Consider the following 19,965-nt stretch of genomic DNA (forward strand, 5'->3'; position numbering starts at 1 on the left):
ATTTGCAGTAAAAAAAGTTCCCATCTTTAAAATTTTAAAGATGGGAACTTTTATATAAAGCAAAGTTTATTTACCAGCTAGCTTTTTATAACCTTCAAGACGTTCCTTAGCATCCTGCTCGGTTTTTTCAAATAATGCATCAGCTGTATCAGGATAGCTGCGTTTCAAGGAATTGTAACGAACTTCACCCATGAGGAATTCTTTAAAATCAGCTGTAGGTTCTTTGGAATCTAAGCTGAATGGATTTTTTTCTGTATTGCGAAGTTCTGGGTTATACCGGAAGTTAGCCCAGTAACCTGCTTCAGTAGCACGTTTTGCTTCAATCTGGCTTTTGCCCATACCAATTTTAATACCATGATTAATACATGGTGCATAAGCAATAATGACAGATGGTCCCTTATAGCTTTCAGCTTCAACGATAGCTTTTAGGGTTTGGTTTTTATCTGCTCCCATATTAATCTGGGCTACATAAACATAACCATAAGACATTGCCATCATGCCAAGATCTTTTTTCTTGGTCTTTTTACCAGTAGCAGCAAATTGAGCAATAGCCGCAGCTGGAGTTGCTTTAGAAGACTGTCCGCCAGTATTAGAATAAACTTCAGTATCCATTACTAAAACATTTACATCTTCACCGGAAGCTAAAACATGGTCAAGTCCGCCATAACCGATATCATATGCCCAGCCATCACCGCCAAATATCCATTGGGAGCGTTTGACAAAGAAATCTTTCTGGTCATAAATCTGGTTAAGCAGTTCATTACTGCCTTTTTCTGTTTCTAAAACAGCAATAAGGGCATCAGCACGATCACGTGTACCTTCACCATCATCGATTTTTTCGACCCATTCTTCCATAGCAGCTTTTAATTCAGCACTTACACCATTAGCCATAGCTGTTTTCATATTATCCGCTAAAGTACTGCGTACAGCCTTACTGCCAAGATGCATGCCTAAACCATATTCAGCATTATCTTCAAACAAGGAGTTAGCCCAAGCAGGACCATGTCCTTTATGATTGGTTGTATAAGGCATAGAAGGAGCAGCAGCGCCCCAAATTGAGGAACAACCGGTAGCATTAGCTACCAACATACGGTCACCGTAAAGCTGGGTGATAAGTTTTACATAAGGTGTTTCACCGCAACCAGCACAAGCACCAGAGAATTCCAATAATGGTTTTTCAAACTGGCTGCCCTTTAAGGTTGTTTTCTTCATTGGATTTTGCTTAGGTGCAACTTTTTCAGCATCCATAGCATAATCAAATATTGGCTGTTTAGGTGCCTGAGTATCAAATGGTTTCATTTCCAAAGCCTTAGCTTTAGGGGCAGGACAAATCTGGGCACAGTTACCGCAGCCACTGCAGTCGTAAGGTGAAACAACAATACTAAAGTACATATCTTTAGCTCCAAGAGCAGGTTTAAATTGCATTCCTTCAGGAGCATTATTTTTTTCTTCTTCACTAACAAGAACCGGACGAATTACAGCATGCGGACAAACAAACGCACACTGATTACATTGGATACAGTTGTCTGGCAGCCATTCCGGTACATTAATAGCTATACCGCGTTTTTCATATGCTGCTGTTCCCACTGGGAATGTACCATCTTCCATGCCTTTATTAAATGCACTTACAGGCAGTTTATCGCCTTCTTGACGATTCATAGGAACTAAAATATCTTTGACAAATGCTGGTACTTGCTTTTCTTCTTTGACTTCATCAACAGCATTTGCCCAATCAGCTGGTACATTGATTTTTACAACAGCTTCAATACCTTTATCTACTGCACCATTATTCATGTCAACGATATTCTGGCCTTTTTTGCCATAAGATGAAACAATCGCATCTTTTAAGTATTTAACAGCTTCATCAATTGGAATAATATTGGTAAGTTTAAAGAAAGCTGACTGCATAACCATATTGAAACGTCCGCCAAGACCAAGTTCCTGCGCAATCTTAACAGCATTAACAACATAGAAATTAATATTATTTTTAGCTAAGTATCGTTTCATATATGCCGGCAGTTCATTGGCAAGATCAGCTTCTGTCCAATGAGTGTTGAGCAGGAAAGTACCGCCTGATTTAAGGCCTGCCAATAAATCATATTTATGCACATAAGATTCCTGTGAACAGGAAATAAAATTAGCTTTATTAATAAGATATGGTGAGGTTATCGGCAATTTACCAAAACGTAAATGGGACATGGTAATACCACCGGATTTTTTGGAATCATAAGCAAAATAGGCCTGAGCATACATATCAGTCTTATCACCGATGATTTTTACAGCGCTCTTATTAGCCCCGACTGTACCATCTGAGCCTAAGCCCCAGAATTTACAGGTTGTAGTTCCTTCTGGTGTAAAGTCAAGATCTTTTGGATATTTAGCAAGTGATGTATGGGTAACATCATCTTCGATGCTAAGTGTAAAGCTATTCTTCGGAGCAGCTTTTTTAAGTTCTTCATAAACAGCAAGAACATGGTCAGGTGTTACATCTTTACCACCAAGACCATAACGACCACCAACAATAACAGGATTTATATCCCTGTCATATAGTGCCGTTTTTACATCCATATATAAAGGTTCGCCCTGAGCACCAGGTTCTTTAGTGCGGTCAAGTACAGCAATTTTCTTAACAGACTTAGGAAGTGCCTGTAATAAATGTTTGATGGAGAATGGACGATATAAATGAACGGTTAAAATACCGGTTTTTTCACCCTGGGCATTTAAATAATCCACAGCCTGGGCTGCTGTATCACAAATAGATCCCATAGCAATAATTACACGGTCGGCATCAGCTGCACCATAATAATTGAATAAATGATATTCGCGACCAGTTATTTTTGTAATATCCTGCATACATTCTTCTACCATATCAGGAATAGCATCATAATAAGTATTTACTGCTTCTCTTTCCTGGAAATAGATATCAGGGTTCTGGTTAGTACCGCGGGTAACAGGATGATCTGGATTTAGTGCATTGTGACGGAATTCATTTACTGCTTTCCAGTCAAGCATTTTTCCCAAATCATTATAATCTATAACTTCAATCTTTTGAATTTCATGTGATGTTCTAAAACCATCAAAGAAATTGACGAAAGGAATCTTCCCTTTTATTGCAACGAGATGAGCTACAGCACTTAAATCCATAACCTGCTGTACACTGCTTTCAGCCAGCATTGCGCAGCCAGTTTGGCGAACGGCCATAACATCTTGATGATCTCCAAAAATATTTAATGAAGATGTCGCTAAAGCACGGGCACTAACATGAAAAACACCTGGTAAAAGTTCACCGGAAATTTTATACATATTAGGAATCATCAACAATAGCCCTTGTGATGCTGTATATGTGGTGGTTAATGCACCAGCCTGCAAAGAACCATGAACGGTACCTGCTGCACCTGCTTCAGATTGCATCTCAACAACGTTAACTTTCTGTCCAAAAAGGTTTTTAGTACCTTTTGCAGCCATTTCGTCAACGACTTCCGCCATTGGGGAAGATGGTGTAATAGGATAAATAGCAGCAACATCTGTAAATGCATATGACACATAAGCTGCAGCTGTATTTCCATCCATGGTCTTCATTTTTTTACTCATCGTATTCTCTCCCTTGTACTTATAATTTTATGATACACTGCGAATAAGAATAACATATAATTATAATACACCTTTTTAAAATTATTATCAATTATATCATTTAAATTTTTTCAAAGCCTTACCATTCAAGTAGTCACAGCGTATTCCCTGCGTTATATTATTATCCTGCATATAAGTTGTTATCTCGTCACGAATTTTCCACCAGCCGGTATGCCAGTTGGAAAACAACGTATTTTCTGCCGGTGCCCGACCAATCAGGCGCTGCAGCACAATTTCTGGTGACAAATATTCCAAAAATGTTATTACTCTTTCTTTATATTCTTCTAATGAAATGAGCTTAATTTCATTATTTAAATACTGCTGTGCCATTTTGGTGCCTTTCACAATATATAAAGCATGCAGTTTTACCTGATCAATTTTCAGTGCCGACATCATCTTGGCATTTTCAATAACATCAGCCATATCATCCCAGGGCAGATTTAAAATAATATGGGCACATACCTGCATATCATATTGCTTTATCTTTAAAACGGCATCAATAAATTCAGCCAAAGTATGACCACGATTTATCTTCTGCAGCGATTTATAGTTTACCGTCTGCAACCCCAGCTCAATGCAAATATCAATATTATATTCTTCTTTGATACTGTATAAACGAGATAAATAGTACTCACTTATACAGTCAGGCCTTGTTGCAATATAAATGGCAACAACATCTTCAGCAGCTGCTGCCTCATGTACATATTGTTCCAATTTCTCAATTGGCAGATATGTATTACTAAAATTCTGCAGATAAGGAATAAATTTTTTAGCCTTGTATTTTGGTATGATATGAGCTTTATTTTTATTGATTTGTTCTGTCACCGACATCGAAGCTGGTAAATTCTCATAGCCAGTACCAATAGCACCACAAAAGGTGCAGCCATTATTGCCGCATGTCCCATCGCGATTAGGACAGGTAACAGGCAATGCAATAGGCAGTTTATAAACCTTCTCGCCATAACGTTCTTTTAAATAATCAGAAAAAGCATAATATGTCATAATCTTAAATCACCTGGATCCATCAATATTTTTGCAGCTATATCATCCGTATAAATAAATAATATTATTACAGGTTTACTGATTATAGCAGTCGTTGGCGAAAAATGCAAAACATCATTGGCAAAATACTCAATATGATAGTTATTTTTTACTGTACGCCAATTAATAAATTCGTAATCAGGAATGTATTTTCGCACCATTTCGGTATTTTTCCAAAATGTTTCGATATTTTTATGATATTTTTTTTCTGACCAGTCAAGGAACTCTGCCTTAAACCGGCCATGTTCCACAGATAAAGCATCATAGCGCAACAAATCTTCAAGTACATCTTTTATAGCAATTTTATTTTCCACAATAAAATCTGCTAAATATTTATATAAAGCCTTGGGCGAATGTGATAAGGTATGCAATTCATTTTTATGCCAATAATCAGCAAAACTTCTAAAAAAAGCAAAAGCATTATTCTCATAATTTTTTATAATATACTTTAATGAATTCACAAAACGTCCTGAATTATAATAAAGCTCAAATACATCTACAAATATGCGTAATTTGCGTATTTCCTCAACAGTCATATAGGCATTGGACAAAACTTCATAGGGCGCCGTATCCATAAACTGGTATTTATGCGGTTCAACAAGCTCTTTCATTGCCGCCCCTTTTAACAATTTTAAGAAGCCAACCTGCAGCATATTCGGATATAAAACATAAACCTCATTAAATGATTTTTCCAGTGACTGCATATCTTCATTGGGCAGACCAATTATCAAATCTGTATGAATATGAATATTATTAAATGAAGCAATCGCATTTATATTAGAAACAATTTTATCCCAATTATTATGGCGGTTTATCTGTTTTAGCGTTTTATCATTAGTCGACTGTATGCCTATTTCCAACTGCACTCTTCCCACCGGCATTGTTCTTAAAATTACCAGGGCTTCGTCATCCAATAAATCAACACTGGCTTCAAAATGAAAATTAGTACAGCACTTTTGCTCTGCCAGAAATTTTAAAATAGGGATAAAATGCTTTTTATTGGCATTAAAGGTTCTATCAACAAATTTTACCTGCTTGACATTATGTTTTACAAAAAATGCCAGTTCCGCTAATACTTTATCAAGACTGCGATAGCGAACGCCTTTTGTAGCACAGGACAAGCAGTATTTACAAGAAAATGGGCAGCCACGCGAGCTTTCATAATAAATAATATGGTTATCAAGATTTTTTATATCTTCATCAGTATAAGGAAATGATATATCATCCATATTTTCCAAAACCACCGCCTGATTTTCCTGCAATTGTCTTTTAGCATCATATTGTGCCAGTCCTGCAATATCAGTTGTAGGCTTTCCCTGAGCCAAAGCCAATAATAAATCATATAATACCTGCTCGCCTTCACCTCGTATTACATAATCAACCATAGGGAAGTCCTGCATAAATTCGGCAGTAGAATATGATATCTCCGGTCCTCCGCATATTATTTTAGCATTTGGCAGCATCTTATGCAGAAGCGGTATTAATTGTTTTATTAGCTCAATATTCCATATATAACAGTCGAAGCCAATAATATCCGGCTTTTTATCAAAAATCTGGTCAGCAATATCCAGTAAATGGTTATTTATTGTATACTCGGCCAGTTCAATATTATAGGATAAATCCTGACAATATTTTTGCAAATAACGTATTGCTAATGATGAATGAATATATTTAGCATTTATAGCTGTAAGAAGTAATTTCACTTAATCTCTCCTATGTTTTTTTATAAAATAAATATTCTTTCTTTCGAAATTATATATTTTTTTCTTGAAATATTTTTAAGTATTGTTTATAATAATAAATGAGTTATCCCCAATATTTATTTTCTTATCCGGTATATTTATGATAATATCGAATAAGAAAATTGCATAGTAATAAAGAATAAGTATAGGGATTTTCTATCTTATTCTTTTTTATTTGTGTACTTATATAATAAACTATCAGCACCCGCATCTGCGGGTGTTTTTTTATTAACAGTTACTGCTGAAAATTATATCTATTAATTTTTCCTTGTAATAGATACAGCGTTATTAATATGAACAGCTGCTCATAAAAATTTTCATTTCCTAAAAATGGCCGTAAAATTTTTTTGGCCTTTTGTAAACGATACCGGATAGTATTGGGATGCTGAAAAAGTTCCGCGGCTGTTTTTGATATCTCGCCATTACAGCGCACATAGCATAACAAGGTTTCCTGCAGATTAGAAGTATATTTAAAATGAATTATTAATCTCCCGTGCGGCATTTTCGATATTATACAAATCTTTTTTGGGGGCAATAAGCTCGGTAATTTTTTCTTCCAAAAATAAAAATTGCTGTTTCGTCTTTAATAAATCATTAAAATTAATAATAATATCTTCCATATAAGCATCGGCAAATAAAAACAGCGGAATATCATATGTATCAGCAAGCTTGATTACTTCCGGCGGCAGTTCCGTATAAAATACTGTTTTTATGGCAATTGCCGACACTTCTCTTTTAATCAATTTTTTAAAACTTTCATATATAATCTGTGGCTCATCTTTAGCAAAAAATAATGATGTCAGTACAAAATCATCTTTATTAAATACATTAAAATTCTTGTTGTACCATTCATACTCTAAAATATCAACATTGCGTATCTCTCTGTGCAAACCTTTTTGACCAGCTATGATACAAAAATGGTTAAATATTGGCAGCTCTAGCAGTTCGTTCAAATACAGCACTATATCAGCTCCTGATAATAAAATATATCTCTATTATAATCATATCCGATTTTTACTTTATTAAAAAATAATGGTTTATTTTTGGTCAAATGTAAATAGTATTGTTCATATTCATCTATTATACTAGACACATCAAGACCGATACAAGAAATTAAATAAATACGAGCAAAGTCGCTCAATAGCTTACTTTTATAAAGTAAATTATTGGACGGCTCTTTTTATTGCAAAAAGGAGATTTATCATGAGCAGATTTATCAGTGAACGCTATGTTAATATGGCGCCATATATTCCGGGAGAACAACCCAAAGATTCCCATTTTATTAAGCTCAATGCCAATGAAACAGCCTGTCCGCCATCACCAAAGGTCTTGGAAGTTTTAGCCAGCTCCCGCATGAATAATTTAGGCCGTTATACAGATCCATCTTCAATGGAGCTAAAAAAAGCAATTGCCCAAAATTATAATTTGAAAACTGACCAAATTATAACCGGCAACGGCTCCGATGAATTACTTGGTTATATTTTTCTAACTTTTTTTGAACGATCCCGTATTTGTTATCCTGATATAACTTATGGCTTTTATAAAACCTTGGCTGATGCTTTTGCCATAGACCAACAGGAAATCCCCTTAAAGCAGGATTTTCATGTTGATATCAATGCTTATATAAAGTCAGACCGCCACATAATATTAGCCAATCCCAATGCACCAACCGGCTATGTTTTGCCAGTAAGTCAAATAGAAAAAATTGTTGCCGCCAAGCCCGACCGTCTTGTCGTAATTGACGAAGCATATATTGACTATGGCAATGAAAGCTGTATCCCATTAATTAATAAATACGATAATCTATTGGTTATCCATACAATGTCTAAATCACGCAATTTAGCCGGAGCGCATATTGGCTACTGTCTTGGACATAAAACCTTAATAAAAGATTTAGAAAATATGCGTGGCGTACTCAATCCATTTAATCTCAGTGATATCAATATGGCTGTTGGTACAGCCGCTATATACGACAAAGATTATCTGAAATCTTCAATTGACGCAATTATAGAAACCCGCGACTATACCACAGAAGCTCTAAGAAAATTAGATTTTTATGTTTTAAGCTCACATACTAATTTTATTTTTGTTTCTCATCCTTGGCTGAGTGCCGCTGAATATAATGCCCAGCTGCGTAATTTGGGAATATTAGCCCGCCATTATAATTCCCCTGAACGCATAAAAAATTTCCTGCGTATCACTATTGGAACGAAAGAAGAAATGGCCGCCGTTATTGCCGCAACCAAAAAAATCCTGCTAAAAATTGCTGCCTAAGGTGATACTATGAATATTTTGTTTTGTGATTATCCTAGCGAAATGCAGCAAGATTTTACCTATGAAAAAGAATATTTAAAAAAACATTTACCCGCTGCCAACATAATATGCCGGCCTTATTACAACCAGCAGCAGTTAATCAATGATTTACACAACATTGATGTACTGCGTACCGCCTTTATTCCTGTAAACAATGATGTTTTTGCTGCCAGTAAGCTTAAATTTATTTCCGTCAATGCCGCCGGTTATGATACAATAGACCTTGCTGCCGCAAAGAAGCATAACGTACATATAATGAATGTTCCTGATTACTGTACTAATGAAGTTGCCGAGCATACTATGGCTTTAATGCTCTCACTTGCCCGTCATCTTAAGACCTATGACCAGCAGATATCAACTGAGCATATTTGGCAATTCCAGACCCAGACGGATATTTACCGTCTCTATGGAAAAACGATGGCACTTTTCGGCTGGGGGAAAATCAGCCAGGCTGTCGCTAAAAGAGCTGCTGCCTTTGGTATAAAAACACTTGTAGTTTCGCAGCACCTTACCGAAGAACAAGCCGCATTACAGCATGTTGAATGTGCTAATGCTGATACAGCTTTGGCTCAAGCTGATATCATATCCAATCATATGCAGCCAAATATAGATAATCATAATTATTTTTCTGCTCAGATATTTAATAAAATGAATTACTGTCCATTATTTTTAAATACCGGCCGTGGCAGTACGGTAGATGAGTCCGCGCTAATAAGTGCACTGCAATCAAAGAAGATTGCCGGTGCCGGTCTTGACGTTTTGGCTTCAGAAACCCCAGACTTAATAAATAATCCACTAACAAAAATGAATAATGTTATTATTACGCCGCATGCTGCGTTTTATTCCCAAGAATCTTTACAAGATTTATCACGAAGATCCTGTGAAAATATTATTTCTTTTTTTACGGATGAACAAAAAAATTATATAATCTGACAAATTAAGCAATGATGCTTTTGGGGAGAGTTACTAGCTAACCAAAAGCATTTTATATTTTACGAAAAAGAGGTATTTTATGGAAAAAACACTAGATTTAACCGAGAAAAAAAATAATTTTACGGCTGTAAGCAAATTTTTATGCTGTTCCGGCTTTGGTATTTTTATGTTTTTATGCCCGTTAAACGGAACGCAGGAAGGCTTTACTACCGGATTAAGCTTATTAACCGATATGCTGGATAAATTCTTACAGCAAAATATTCCTGGGCTACTTACAGCTATTGTCGCCATTTCCGCCCTAAGTGCTGTAATTGCTTTATTTAACAAACCAAAAATATTAAAAAAATATAAATGGCTTTATGAACTCATCGTCGTTTCCAAAACTTATCTTCTCACCCGCATCATTGCCCTTATCATAACTATTTGTGTTGTATTTAAAATGGGACCTGTCATTTTGCAGTCAGATTCCACAGGTGCCGGTATGATTTCTTTATCACAAACCCTTATTGCTATTGCTGTTGTCCTAAGTTTTATTCTGCCGTTTTTAACCGACTGCGGTATTATGGAATTTACCGGTATTCTTTTAAAACCATTAATCAGACCTTTATTTCGTGTACCCGGTCGTGCCTCTGTTGATTTAATAGCCTCATGGCTGGCCTCTTCTAATACGGCAGTCCTGATTACCGCCGGACAATATAACAGCGGCTTTTACAGTAAACGCGAAGCCGCAACTATCATGACTAATTTTTCACTTGTATCCATTCCATTTTGTATGGTAGTTGCACAAACATTAAATATTACCGCACATTTTTTACTTCTGTATAGCTCCGTAACTATTATCGGCTTACTACTGGCAGTAATTGGTGCCCGCCTATATCCTTTGGGAAATTTGCCCGACAGCTACCGTGGTGAGAAAAAAATCAATGAAGAAGTACCGAAAGATTCCTCGCTATTTCGTTGGGCAATGCTGGAAGCACTGCAGCGTGCTGACCAATTCAGCTTGAAAAAAGCCATGTACGATGGCATAAAGATGACAATTGGTATTCTAATGGATCTCATTCCTATTGTTATTGCCTGGGGAACAATCGGCAGCCTGTTAGTCAACGAAACGCCTATCTTTCACTGGATATCTTATCCGATGGGAGCTTATATGAATTTACTAGGTATCTCTGATGCCTTTAATATTGCTCCGGCAGCACTTGTTGGCTTTATTGATATGTTCATTCCTGCCCTAATCACTAATGCTGCTACTCCGGAAAAAACCCGTTTTATCATTGCCGGTTTATCATTGGTACAAATTGTCTATTTAACAGAAGTCGGCAGTATAATTGTCAAAAGTAATGTCGGCTTAAATTTAAAGAAATTATTTATTATATTTTTAGAACGTACTATTATCGCATTACCATTATTGGCTCTCGTTGCCAAATTACTCTAAGGAGAAAATCATGGAAATAGCTGAGAATATTGAACAAATAACCAAAGATTTTGTTGCCGTAAAAAGTGTTAATTCCACATCAGGAGAAAAAGACGCAGCCGATTACTTAGAAGGCCGGCTGCTCCAAATACCTTATTTTACCGATCACGCTGACCAGGTAATCCGCCAACCTCTTGCCCATGACGCTTTACAGCGCAGCAATATTTTTGCCTATCTGCACGGATTAAAGTCCCCAAGTAATAAAACCATATTGTGGCATGGTCATATGGATACTGTCGGCACTGAAGATTACGGCCGACTGGAGCCTTACGCTACGAATTGCGAGCGATTAGCTAAAGAATTATTAAAAATCGAGCTCCCTGCTAATATATATGAGGAAATTCGCAGTGGTGACTGGCTGGTTGGCCGTGGTGCCTGCGATATGAAAAGCGGTGTAGCCGTTTTTATCGGTTTAATGGAATATCTCAGCACACGCCTTGATACATTTTCCGGCAATATACTGCTTTCCATAAATCCTGTAGAAGAAAACCAGCATACCGGCATTATCGAAGGTATCAAAATACTTAAACAGCTGCAAAAAGAACATAATTTTGATTATCTTTTTGCCATTAACAATGATTATATCTGCCCATTATATGAAGGAGATACTAATAAATATGTTTATATGGGAGCTGTCGGCAAATTGCTGCCCTGCATCTATATTAAAGGCTGTGAAACGCATGTTGGTCAGTGTTTTGAAGGTTTTGATGCCTCTGTAGCTGCTGCCCAGCTCGTAACACAAATAAATTATAACACTGATTTTTGTGATAATTATAATGGAGAATATACTCTGCCGCCATCCGTACTGAAATTAAAAGATTTAAAAAACCATTATAATGTCCAAACTGCCCAGGAAGCCTTTGTTTATTTTAACTACTTTGTTCATGCCAAACCAACAACAGCTATTCTTGATAAATTGAAACAAAAAACAAAAAGAGCGATGCAAAACACTGCCGCTAAAATTGCTGCTGGGAGCCAGGCTTATGCTCAGCTCAGCAGTCAAAAAGATATTCCAGCCATGCATATACCACAAGTACTGACCTTTACTGAATTACTTAAAAAAGCCGAAGCAAAATCCAATAAACAATTATCTGATGCGATTCTTGCTGATGCCCAAAAACGAAATACCCAAGGCGAAGACAAACGGGAAATCAGTCTTGCCCTCGTGCGACAGCTCGTTAATCTTTTGGATGAACATGAACCATTAGCTATAATCTTTTTTGCCGCACCATATTGTCCTTATAATACATTGCGTCAGGAATTACCTACCGAAAAAACACTTATTGACAGAATAACAAAAATTGTAATTGAATTTGGTCAATCTCATAACGAAAACTATCAAATCAAACAATTTTTCCCCAGTCTGTCCGACGGCAGTTATTTAAAAATCAATGATGACGATGAATCGCTGCGTTGCCTGCAGGAAAATATGCCGGCAATGAGTGAATTATATCCCCTGCCGCTTACTTCAATAAAAAGTTTGAATATTCCGGCATTAAATTTTGGCTGTTATGGCAAAGATGCCCACAAATGGTCCGAACGTGTCTATAAGCCATATTCTTTTTCTGTACTGCCCGAATTAATCTTAAAAACAATCTATGAATTTTTATAATAGGAGTGTTCATTATGTTTGTAAAAAATGGTACCAGTACCTTAAAAAAAGTCTTATTATCCCGTCCTGAATATCTTCAAGCCGCCCCGATAAATGAAATTGCCAAAAAATGGGATTTACAGCTTGATATCAATAAAATGATGCACGAGCATAACTTATTGGTAGAAGCTTATTTAGAAAATGGTGTTGATACAGAATTTCTTCCAGCTGATAAAGTACGTCCCAACTCTGTTTTCGCCCGTGATTTTGGCGGCTGTGTCCAAGAAGGTTTTATTCTTGGACGTTTCCGTGAACATCTGCGCGATAAAGAACATGTTGATTATAAAGCTAAAATGGAGGAATTAGGTATTCCTGTCATCGTCGAATGTAGAGAAGGACTTTTTGAAGGCGGTGATTTTATGTTTTTAAATGAACATACCATTGCCCTTGGCATGTTTGCCCGTACTAATGAAAAAGGCTATGAAGAAATACAGCAAGGTCTTACCCCTTATGGTTATGAAGTCATTCCCGTACCGGGAAAACCTGAATACCTTCATCTTGACATGTGTTTTAACCTTGTCGATGATCATTTAGCTGTTGCCTATAAAGATGGCATGCCTCAGGAATTTTTAGACCGCCTCAAAAAAATGGAAATTGATATTATTCCGGTAGAGGAATCAGCCATATTTGAGCACGGCTGTAATTTACAATCAATCGGTGACCACCGTGTTCTCTCTTTGCAGCAAAACCTCTATGTAAATGAAGAACTGACCAAACGCGGCATGAAAGTTATTGAGCTGCCGATAACCGAAATACTTAAAGCTGGCGGTGGTCCACATTGTATGTCCTTCCCCTTGGAAAGGATTTAATCATTATGGAACTTGCGGTATTAATTAATGCCATGCAAAAACTGCTGCTTTTTGTTCTGCTCGGCTATATATTACGCTGGAAACAACTGCTCACGCATACTGGCGTTAAAGAATTATCTTCATTAGCCGTCAACATTACCTGCCCGTTGCTGGTAATTGCTTCCGTCTGCCGTATGAAAACAGCTGACATGTCAATCGTACTACTTTTTTTAGGTGTAGGAACTATCATTTACGCCTTTCTTCCTTTTTTAGCCCGTATTTGTACTGCCATTCTTCATGTACAAAAAAGCGAAGGCGGTGCCTATCAATTTATGTTTATATTTTCTAATACCTCACTGTTAGGTTTTCCTATCGTTCAGGCACTTTTTGGCAATGATGCTGTATTTTATACGGCTATTTTACATATGCCTTTTGATATTTTAGTATATTCTTATGGCATCTACCTTATGCATCAGGGTGATGAACAAAACAATTTCAGCTGTCATAGTCTATGTAATGCCGGGCTTATTCTTACCATTTTTGCTCTAATCATTTATCTTGCCCAATTACAGCTGCCAAAACTTATTGTCGATGCCACCTATACAATGGGCAATATCACTACACCGATTTCCATGCTGATTATCGGTGCTTCACTGCGTGAAGTTCGTATAACTGACATTTTCCGCGAGCAACGTCTTTATATAATGTCGGTAATAAGGCTCATAATTCTGCCTTTAATTATTTATGTTTTATTAATCAATTTTACTCATTTTGATAAAATACTCATCGGCATCGCCACAATCGCCTTTGGTATGCCGGTTGGCTCAATGATTGTAATGCTGGCTAATGAATTTGACAATAATATTGAACTGGCTGCTAAATCTGTATCACTTACAACTGCAGCTGCTCTTGTAACTATCCCCTTACTAAGCATGCTTATAAAATAAATCTTTACACGAAAGAAGCCGACTCTTGATGAGCCGGCTTTTTTTAATACTGACGCTGCAGACGCACTTTTTTCAATCTTCTTATCGCCAAAAACAACGCAATCATTCCATAGATCAATAAAGATGAAACATTAGTTATAAAATGCGGCGAATGACCTGAAAGTATCATACTGCGCATAGCTGGTGCCATATAACTCAGCGGCATAAGCGCTGAAAAAATCTTATTAATAAATGGCATATACGTTACTGGAAAAGTTGCCCCTGACGACAAAAAAATTGGAACGACAATAATGATCCCCAGCTGGTAAAAATAAAACATTACCCTGAAAAAAGAAATCAAAAAAGCCCCCAGTGATGTCACCGCAAAAACAAATACTATTCCCATTGCAAGCAGTTCTAATAAACTGCCGGAAAATGGCGTCCCGTGTACTAATATAGCAATTGCTGCTAAAATTATATAATATACAATTCCCAGCAGCCAAAATGGAATTAATTTACCAAGCATAACCTGCTTAGCACTATATTCCTTATATTTACCCAAATTATATTCCATGAGCATTGAACCTGATGCACAAAAAAACAGCGCCATATGAAAAGATATCATTAAAAGTGCATATACAAAGTAATTTGTATAACTTAAATAAGGGTTATATAATATTCTAAATTCCTTTTGAACAGGCGTAACCATATTATTCGCCTGCTCCGGCATATAATTTTTTTCCAATAATAAATTAACCCCGATATTTTGTGAAATATCACTTATTATATTCTGGGCATTGGTTATGGCTGTACTAGCAACAAGCATATTCGTTCCATCAGCTTCAAACAAAACAGGACTTGATAAGTGGGTATTTATTCTTTTCATTAAATCTATCGGAATATAAATAGCCGCATCTGCTTTTCGCTGTCGTAAATATTCCTGCATGTCTTCTTGTGAATTAGCATAACCAATAACTTTAAAGTATTCCGAGTCTTCGAAGCAGTGTGCTATTTCACGACTGATGTGCGACTGACTTTCATCATATATAATAATAGGAATATTATCCACTGAATGTTTTAAAAACAACGTATTAAATATTAAAAAATATGCCAATGGAATGACAAAGGGAATATAAGCTATTCTTGGTGCCTTAGTCAGCATCCATTTAAATTCCGCAATAACAATTTTCTTAATTACTGACATTTGCATTCTCCTCTATGGACTGATTAATACGCCGCTTACAAATAAACATAGTTGCCAGCAGCATAATCATTCCTGCACCATAAAGAATCGTGCTATTTATATATAAATCGCCAGAATAGCCCACAAGTAAAATATCACGTGCAACATTGGAAATATATGTCATTGGCAAAAAATATGAATATATACGTACAGGCATAGTCTGGGCAATAGCCGGCCAGGTGTATCCTGAATATATAAATGATGGCATAATATACATCAGGACAAGTGGTGATATTGGCTGCTGGTGATTCTTAGCTGCTGCCGAAAGCAAAAAGCCAAAACTGCAAATAGCAAAAGTAAACGCACTATAAATAAGCAGTAAATCTATTATGCTGCCACGCATCACTATATTAAAAAACTCCACACAAATCCCCATACCAATGAGACCCGATAAAATTGACAATGGCCAATATACAGCTAATTTACCTATTACAATAGCAGTAATAGAAAATTTTTTCAAAAATCTTCTGGCATCATATTCCCGTACAAATGCCAGACACGCTGTCAACAAAATCGCAATCTGTATACTATGTGCAACTAAACCCGGCGCTAAAAAAGGTGTATAAGCTGCTGTAGGATTATACAACATACGCATAGTAAAGCTTATCGGTGAAGATACACCCGGCAGCCTGATCTGCGAATTATATGTAGAAATTATTTCTGTAGCATATGTCTGTATGGTATTGGAATACATCATATTTTTCGCATTTATTTCCAATAATACATGATTTTCCTTATGTTTTTTTATATTCTTGGAGAAATCATTAGGAATTTCCACTGCCAAATACGCTTCATCATTATCAATATATCGCTTCATATCGTCTTGTGTATTTACCATACCGACAATCTTAAATCGTTCCGAATCATAAAATTCCTGGCTGAGCATTCTGCTGCTGGCGGTTTGGTCCTGATCATAAATCACTATGGGAATATGCTTTAATGTTTGGGCTGAAAACATTGAACCAAAAAACAGCGCATAAAAAATAGGTGCATACAATAGTACACAGCCAAATTTATTTTGAAAAAACAAATATGATAGTTCTCGCATAAAAATAATTGGTATTTTCATATTAATTTCTAATCCTCAATATGAAATTGCATACCTGGTCTGATTTTAGGCGAATTTATCTGTATTTTTACATTAAAGGTGATAATATCCTGCCCGCCTCGTTCACTTGTCGAACGATAGGTAGCAAACTCTGCTTTTTTGCTGACATCAACAATTTTACCTTTAAGTTTCAAATCACCATTACGAGCTGCTAAAGTAACTTCTGTTCCTACTGGGTATTTAGACAAATTTGTCTCTGGTACCTTAATATTGACCCAGTTATCTAACGGATTTTGTACACAAACAATTGGTGTAGATGTTGACAGCATCGTTCCTTCATCTACATATTTAGCACTTATTACTCCATCAAATGGCGCACGAATTGTCGTTTCATCTAAAGAAACCTCTATCTGCTGCAATGATGCCTGAGCTTGTTCTATTTGTTTATCAACATTGTCTTCGCTCGCTTCGTCAACATTTTTCTGCAATAAATCAGCATTTGTACTGGCTAAATTAGCTTGAGCCTGATTATAAGCAGATTCTGCTGCTTCCAATGTATTACGATAAGTATCTACTGTTGCCTCTGATACTGCACCTGACGACAATAATGAATTATATCTATTATAATTACTTCTAGCAAGCTTTAAGTCAGACTCCGCTTTTTCTAATTGTGCATTAGATGCCTGTACCGCTAAACTCGTCGTTTGTCCTTGCAATAATGTAGTTAATGACGCCTGTTTTTTTTGCGCCTGTAATGCTTTAATTTTGGCTTTAGCTTCATTGATTTGCGCCTCAATATCACGCTTATCAATGTATGCTAATACTTGTCCTTTCTTGACCTGATCGCCTTCCTTTACTAAAAGTTTTACTAATCTTCCAGCTACCTTAGTATTAATATCCACTTCCGTTGCATCTGAACGTCCCCAAATAACTTTATCTTTATTATTAGAACCACAGCCTGCAGAAAGCACGACAGCCGCTAAAAACAAAAAAACAATAGCCGCTAAAATATAATTTCTGTATCCTTGCATGTATAATAATGCCTCCCGCTTAATTAAAGAACATAATTCATATCATACCAAATAAGAATAAACATGTATAATACAAAAACGAGAATGAAATAATACAATTTATGTATCAATCATTCTCGTTTTTTTATTCAGCCATTATTAGTTTTAAAAATTTATCCGCAACATTAGATAATTTATATTTCTTTAGCCATATAATATGCGGATTTATTTGAGATGTAGGACGATCAACTATTTTATAAACCATATCATTTTCTTCATATTTAACCCAATTTGCCGCTTTGGGAATTAGTGCTATTCCCAGTCCTGTTTTTGCTAATAATAACATCGAACGTACATCATCATGAACACAAACAATATTGGGCTTAATTTCACTATTTTTATAATAAGCTGTAAGATGTTCCTCTGCTTTCATATTGATAATCAATGGTCTATCAGCCAGTTCTTCAAATGTAGTTGTCTTTTTCAATGGGGCTGTATCCCATTTTTTGCGCATAACTGCAATAAGCGGTTCTTTAGGCATTGCTATATAATTATATAATTTATGATTAAAAGGAGGGAACACTATACTTAAGTCTACTACTCTTTTTTCTAATAAAGAAAGAATACTATGCTGCATATCATCATAAAAGCGAAATTGTACCTGCGGATAACGTTCATTAAATATAGATACCTGCTCTGATAAAAATGGTGCTCCCCATGATGTTGCCGAGCCAATACTTAATATTCCCGCTGTCCCATTATGAACATCCTGTAATTTTTTCTCAAGTATATTTATTGATTCTAAAATTTCTTTTCCTTGTTCATGCAGTATAGCCCCTGCACTTGTAAGCTCAATATTTCTCCCCACCTTATGCATAAGTTCTACGCCAAGCTCTTTTTCCAAAACTTTTATTTGATGACTTAGCGGTGGCTGTGTCATATTAAGTTTTTTAGCGGCATTTGTTACACTTGCCTCATTAGCTACAGTAATAAAATAATGTAATTTTTTTAAGTCCAGCAAGATTAATCCTCGCATTCATATTCTTATTGATATTACTTTTTCTAGATATAATATCATTTATGATAATAAAACTTATCTTTTTTTATTATAGTATATAATGACTAGGTAACGCTATAAAAACAGTAAAAAAATTAGCCGCCAGGGAATAACCCCGCGGCCTTTTTAAATTAAATCCCGCAATTTTTTTAAATTAACATTTACCGTAAATTGGGGGTTTTCTATCATTTCCCCAACTAATGACATATTATCAGTACTAAAAACACCTTTTAATAATAAATTAAAAGAAGCAATTGCACCAAATACTGATTCACCAGCTGCATATTTAGTCACTGCTATTATTGAAGATGTATTTTCGTTTTCTAATTTATATTCGCCTATATAATAATATAATGAATTCCCGCCAAATATGGCATTGCCATCAATAGTAACAATTCCTGTCCCCAGTTTTCCGACATTCGATAAAAATTCTACCGCCCATAGTGATTTTTCGATGTGTACCACCTCTTTTATCTAAAAATTAATTAAATATATTTTTCACATATTTATAATATCATCATCACAAAATCAAAGTGTGGCAAATCTATGATATTTTAAGTAATAGTTCCATTTTTAGAGGAGTTCTCTCTTTTAACAACGAAACTTTATCTAACATAAACAATAAGCATAAAATTATTTTATAGGAGATTCTTATGATTAAACCAATATGTAAAGATATTCATTTTCTCCAAAAAAAATCCCAGCCGGCAATAAAGTCAGATTTACCAATTGTAGTTGACCTTATTGACACCTTAAATTCATACAACAAAACCTGTATTGGTATGGCTGCCAATATGATTGGCATTAATAAGCGCATCATTGCTGTTAATATCGATGACAAAATTATAATACCTTTAATAAATCCCATTATTGAAAAAGCCAGTAAACCCTATAAAGCTGAAGAAAATTGTCTTTCACTTACCGGCAGCAAAAATACTACTCGTTATCAATCGATAGTAGTATCATATCTTGATAGTAATTTCAAAAAACACAAACAGACATTTACTGGACTTACTGCCCAAATTATCCAACATGAAATTGACCATTGCAATGGGGTTTTAATTTAAAATTCCATTAGAAAAACCTCTGTACTTTTCTCTACAGAGGTT

17 protein-coding genes are annotated in these 19,965 nt (G+C 35.8%); 7 read left to right on the plus strand and 10 right to left on the minus strand.

Features of this window, described 5'->3' with window-relative positions:
• Window positions 1-66: 66 nt before the first annotated feature.
• The 5 genes from nifJ to HNR32_RS09145 all read right to left on the minus strand — a co-directional run bounded on the left by nifJ (window position 67) and on the right by HNR32_RS09145 (window position 7,375).
• Complete coding sequence (nifJ, locus tag HNR32_RS09125) at window positions 67-3,591, minus strand: pyruvate:ferredoxin (flavodoxin) oxidoreductase (RefSeq protein ID WP_183861887.1); 3,525 nt, start codon at window positions 3,589-3,591, stop codon at window positions 67-69.
• Window positions 3,592-3,687: 96 nt separating this feature from the next.
• Window positions 3,688-4,632 (minus strand): tRNA modification radical SAM protein MnmL/YtqA, encoded by a 945-nt coding sequence (gene mnmL / locus HNR32_RS09130; protein ID WP_183861889.1) that lies wholly within the window; start codon window positions 4,630-4,632, stop codon window positions 3,688-3,690.
• The gene (locus HNR32_RS09135; RefSeq protein ID WP_183861891.1) at window positions 4,629-6,374 is read right to left on the minus strand and encodes a B12-binding domain-containing radical SAM protein; all 1,746 of its coding nucleotides are present in this window, start codon (window positions 6,372-6,374) and stop codon (window positions 4,629-4,631) included. Before HNR32_RS09135 ends, mnmL begins: the two co-directional genes overlap by 4 nt.
• Before the next feature lie 274 nt (window positions 6,375-6,648).
• Window positions 6,649-6,915 (minus strand): PucR family transcriptional regulator, encoded by a 267-nt coding sequence (locus HNR32_RS14475; protein WP_375782635.1) that lies wholly within the window; start codon window positions 6,913-6,915, stop codon window positions 6,649-6,651.
• Window positions 6,884-7,375, minus strand: coding sequence for a PucR family transcriptional regulator ligand-binding domain-containing protein (locus HNR32_RS09145; protein WP_183861895.1), 492 nt, complete (start codon window positions 7,373-7,375; stop codon window positions 6,884-6,886). The genes HNR32_RS14475 and HNR32_RS09145 overlap by 32 nt, the downstream gene beginning before the upstream one ends.
• Before the next feature lie 241 nt (window positions 7,376-7,616).
• On the opposite strand from HNR32_RS09145, the gene hisC reads away from it, so the two are divergent.
• From hisC to HNR32_RS09175, 6 genes are all read left to right on the plus strand, one after another.
• On the plus strand, window positions 7,617-8,687 hold the full coding sequence (hisC, locus tag HNR32_RS09150; protein WP_183861897.1) for a histidinol-phosphate transaminase: 1,071 nt from the start codon (window positions 7,617-7,619) through the stop codon (window positions 8,685-8,687).
• A gap of 9 nt (window positions 8,688-8,696) precedes the next feature.
• On the plus strand, window positions 8,697-9,659 hold the full coding sequence (locus HNR32_RS09155; RefSeq protein ID WP_183861899.1) for a 2-hydroxyacid dehydrogenase: 963 nt from the start codon (window positions 8,697-8,699) through the stop codon (window positions 9,657-9,659).
• 79 nt (window positions 9,660-9,738) lie between these two features.
• Entirely contained in the window at window positions 9,739-11,094 is a 1,356-nt protein-coding gene (locus HNR32_RS09160; RefSeq protein ID WP_183861901.1) for a YjiH family protein, read from the plus strand.
• Between the two features lie 10 nt (window positions 11,095-11,104).
• A complete protein-coding gene (locus HNR32_RS09165; RefSeq protein ID WP_196611187.1) occupies window positions 11,105-12,745 on the plus strand; it encodes a M20/M25/M40 family metallo-hydrolase in 1,641 nt (546 codons plus the stop codon).
• 14 nt (window positions 12,746-12,759) lie between these two features.
• A complete protein-coding gene (locus HNR32_RS09170) occupies window positions 12,760-13,593 on the plus strand; it encodes a dimethylarginine dimethylaminohydrolase family protein (protein WP_183861903.1) in 834 nt (277 codons plus the stop codon).
• 5 nt (window positions 13,594-13,598) lie between these two features.
• Window positions 13,599-14,519 (plus strand): AEC family transporter, encoded by a 921-nt coding sequence (locus HNR32_RS09175; RefSeq protein WP_183861905.1) that lies wholly within the window; start codon window positions 13,599-13,601, stop codon window positions 14,517-14,519.
• A gap of 43 nt (window positions 14,520-14,562) precedes the next feature.
• Here the strand turns inward: HNR32_RS09175 and HNR32_RS09180 are convergent, their stop codons facing one another.
• The 5 genes from HNR32_RS09180 to HNR32_RS09200 all read right to left on the minus strand — a co-directional run bounded on the left by HNR32_RS09180 (window position 14,563) and on the right by HNR32_RS09200 (window position 19,321).
• On the minus strand, window positions 14,563-15,702 hold the full coding sequence (locus HNR32_RS09180) for an ABC transporter permease (RefSeq protein ID WP_183861907.1): 1,140 nt from the start codon (window positions 15,700-15,702) through the stop codon (window positions 14,563-14,565).
• The gene (locus tag HNR32_RS09185) at window positions 15,689-16,810 is read right to left on the minus strand and encodes an ABC transporter permease (RefSeq protein WP_183861909.1); all 1,122 of its coding nucleotides are present in this window, start codon (window positions 16,808-16,810) and stop codon (window positions 15,689-15,691) included. Before HNR32_RS09185 ends, HNR32_RS09180 begins: the two co-directional genes overlap by 14 nt.
• An 8-nt stretch (window positions 16,811-16,818) precedes the next feature.
• Window positions 16,819-17,820, minus strand: coding sequence for an HlyD family secretion protein (locus HNR32_RS09190; protein ID WP_183861911.1), 1,002 nt, complete (start codon window positions 17,818-17,820; stop codon window positions 16,819-16,821).
• 124 nt (window positions 17,821-17,944) lie between these two features.
• A complete protein-coding gene (locus HNR32_RS09195; RefSeq protein WP_183861913.1) occupies window positions 17,945-18,820 on the minus strand; it encodes a LysR family transcriptional regulator in 876 nt (291 codons plus the stop codon).
• A 162-nt stretch (window positions 18,821-18,982) separates the two neighbouring features.
• The gene (locus HNR32_RS09200; RefSeq protein WP_183861915.1) at window positions 18,983-19,321 is read right to left on the minus strand and encodes a GrlR family regulatory protein; all 339 of its coding nucleotides are present in this window, start codon (window positions 19,319-19,321) and stop codon (window positions 18,983-18,985) included.
• A 188-nt stretch (window positions 19,322-19,509) separates the two neighbouring features.
• Between HNR32_RS09200 and HNR32_RS09205 the strand changes: the two genes are divergently transcribed.
• Window positions 19,510-19,923: a peptide deformylase gene (locus HNR32_RS09205; RefSeq protein WP_183861917.1), complete on the plus strand. Its 414-nt coding sequence runs from the start codon at window positions 19,510-19,512 to the stop codon at window positions 19,921-19,923.
• Window positions 19,924-19,965 lie beyond the last annotated feature (42 nt).

The organism is Pectinatus brassicae (assembly GCF_014201835.1).
GTDB lineage: Bacteria > Bacillota > Negativicutes > Selenomonadales > Selenomonadaceae > Pectinatus > Pectinatus brassicae.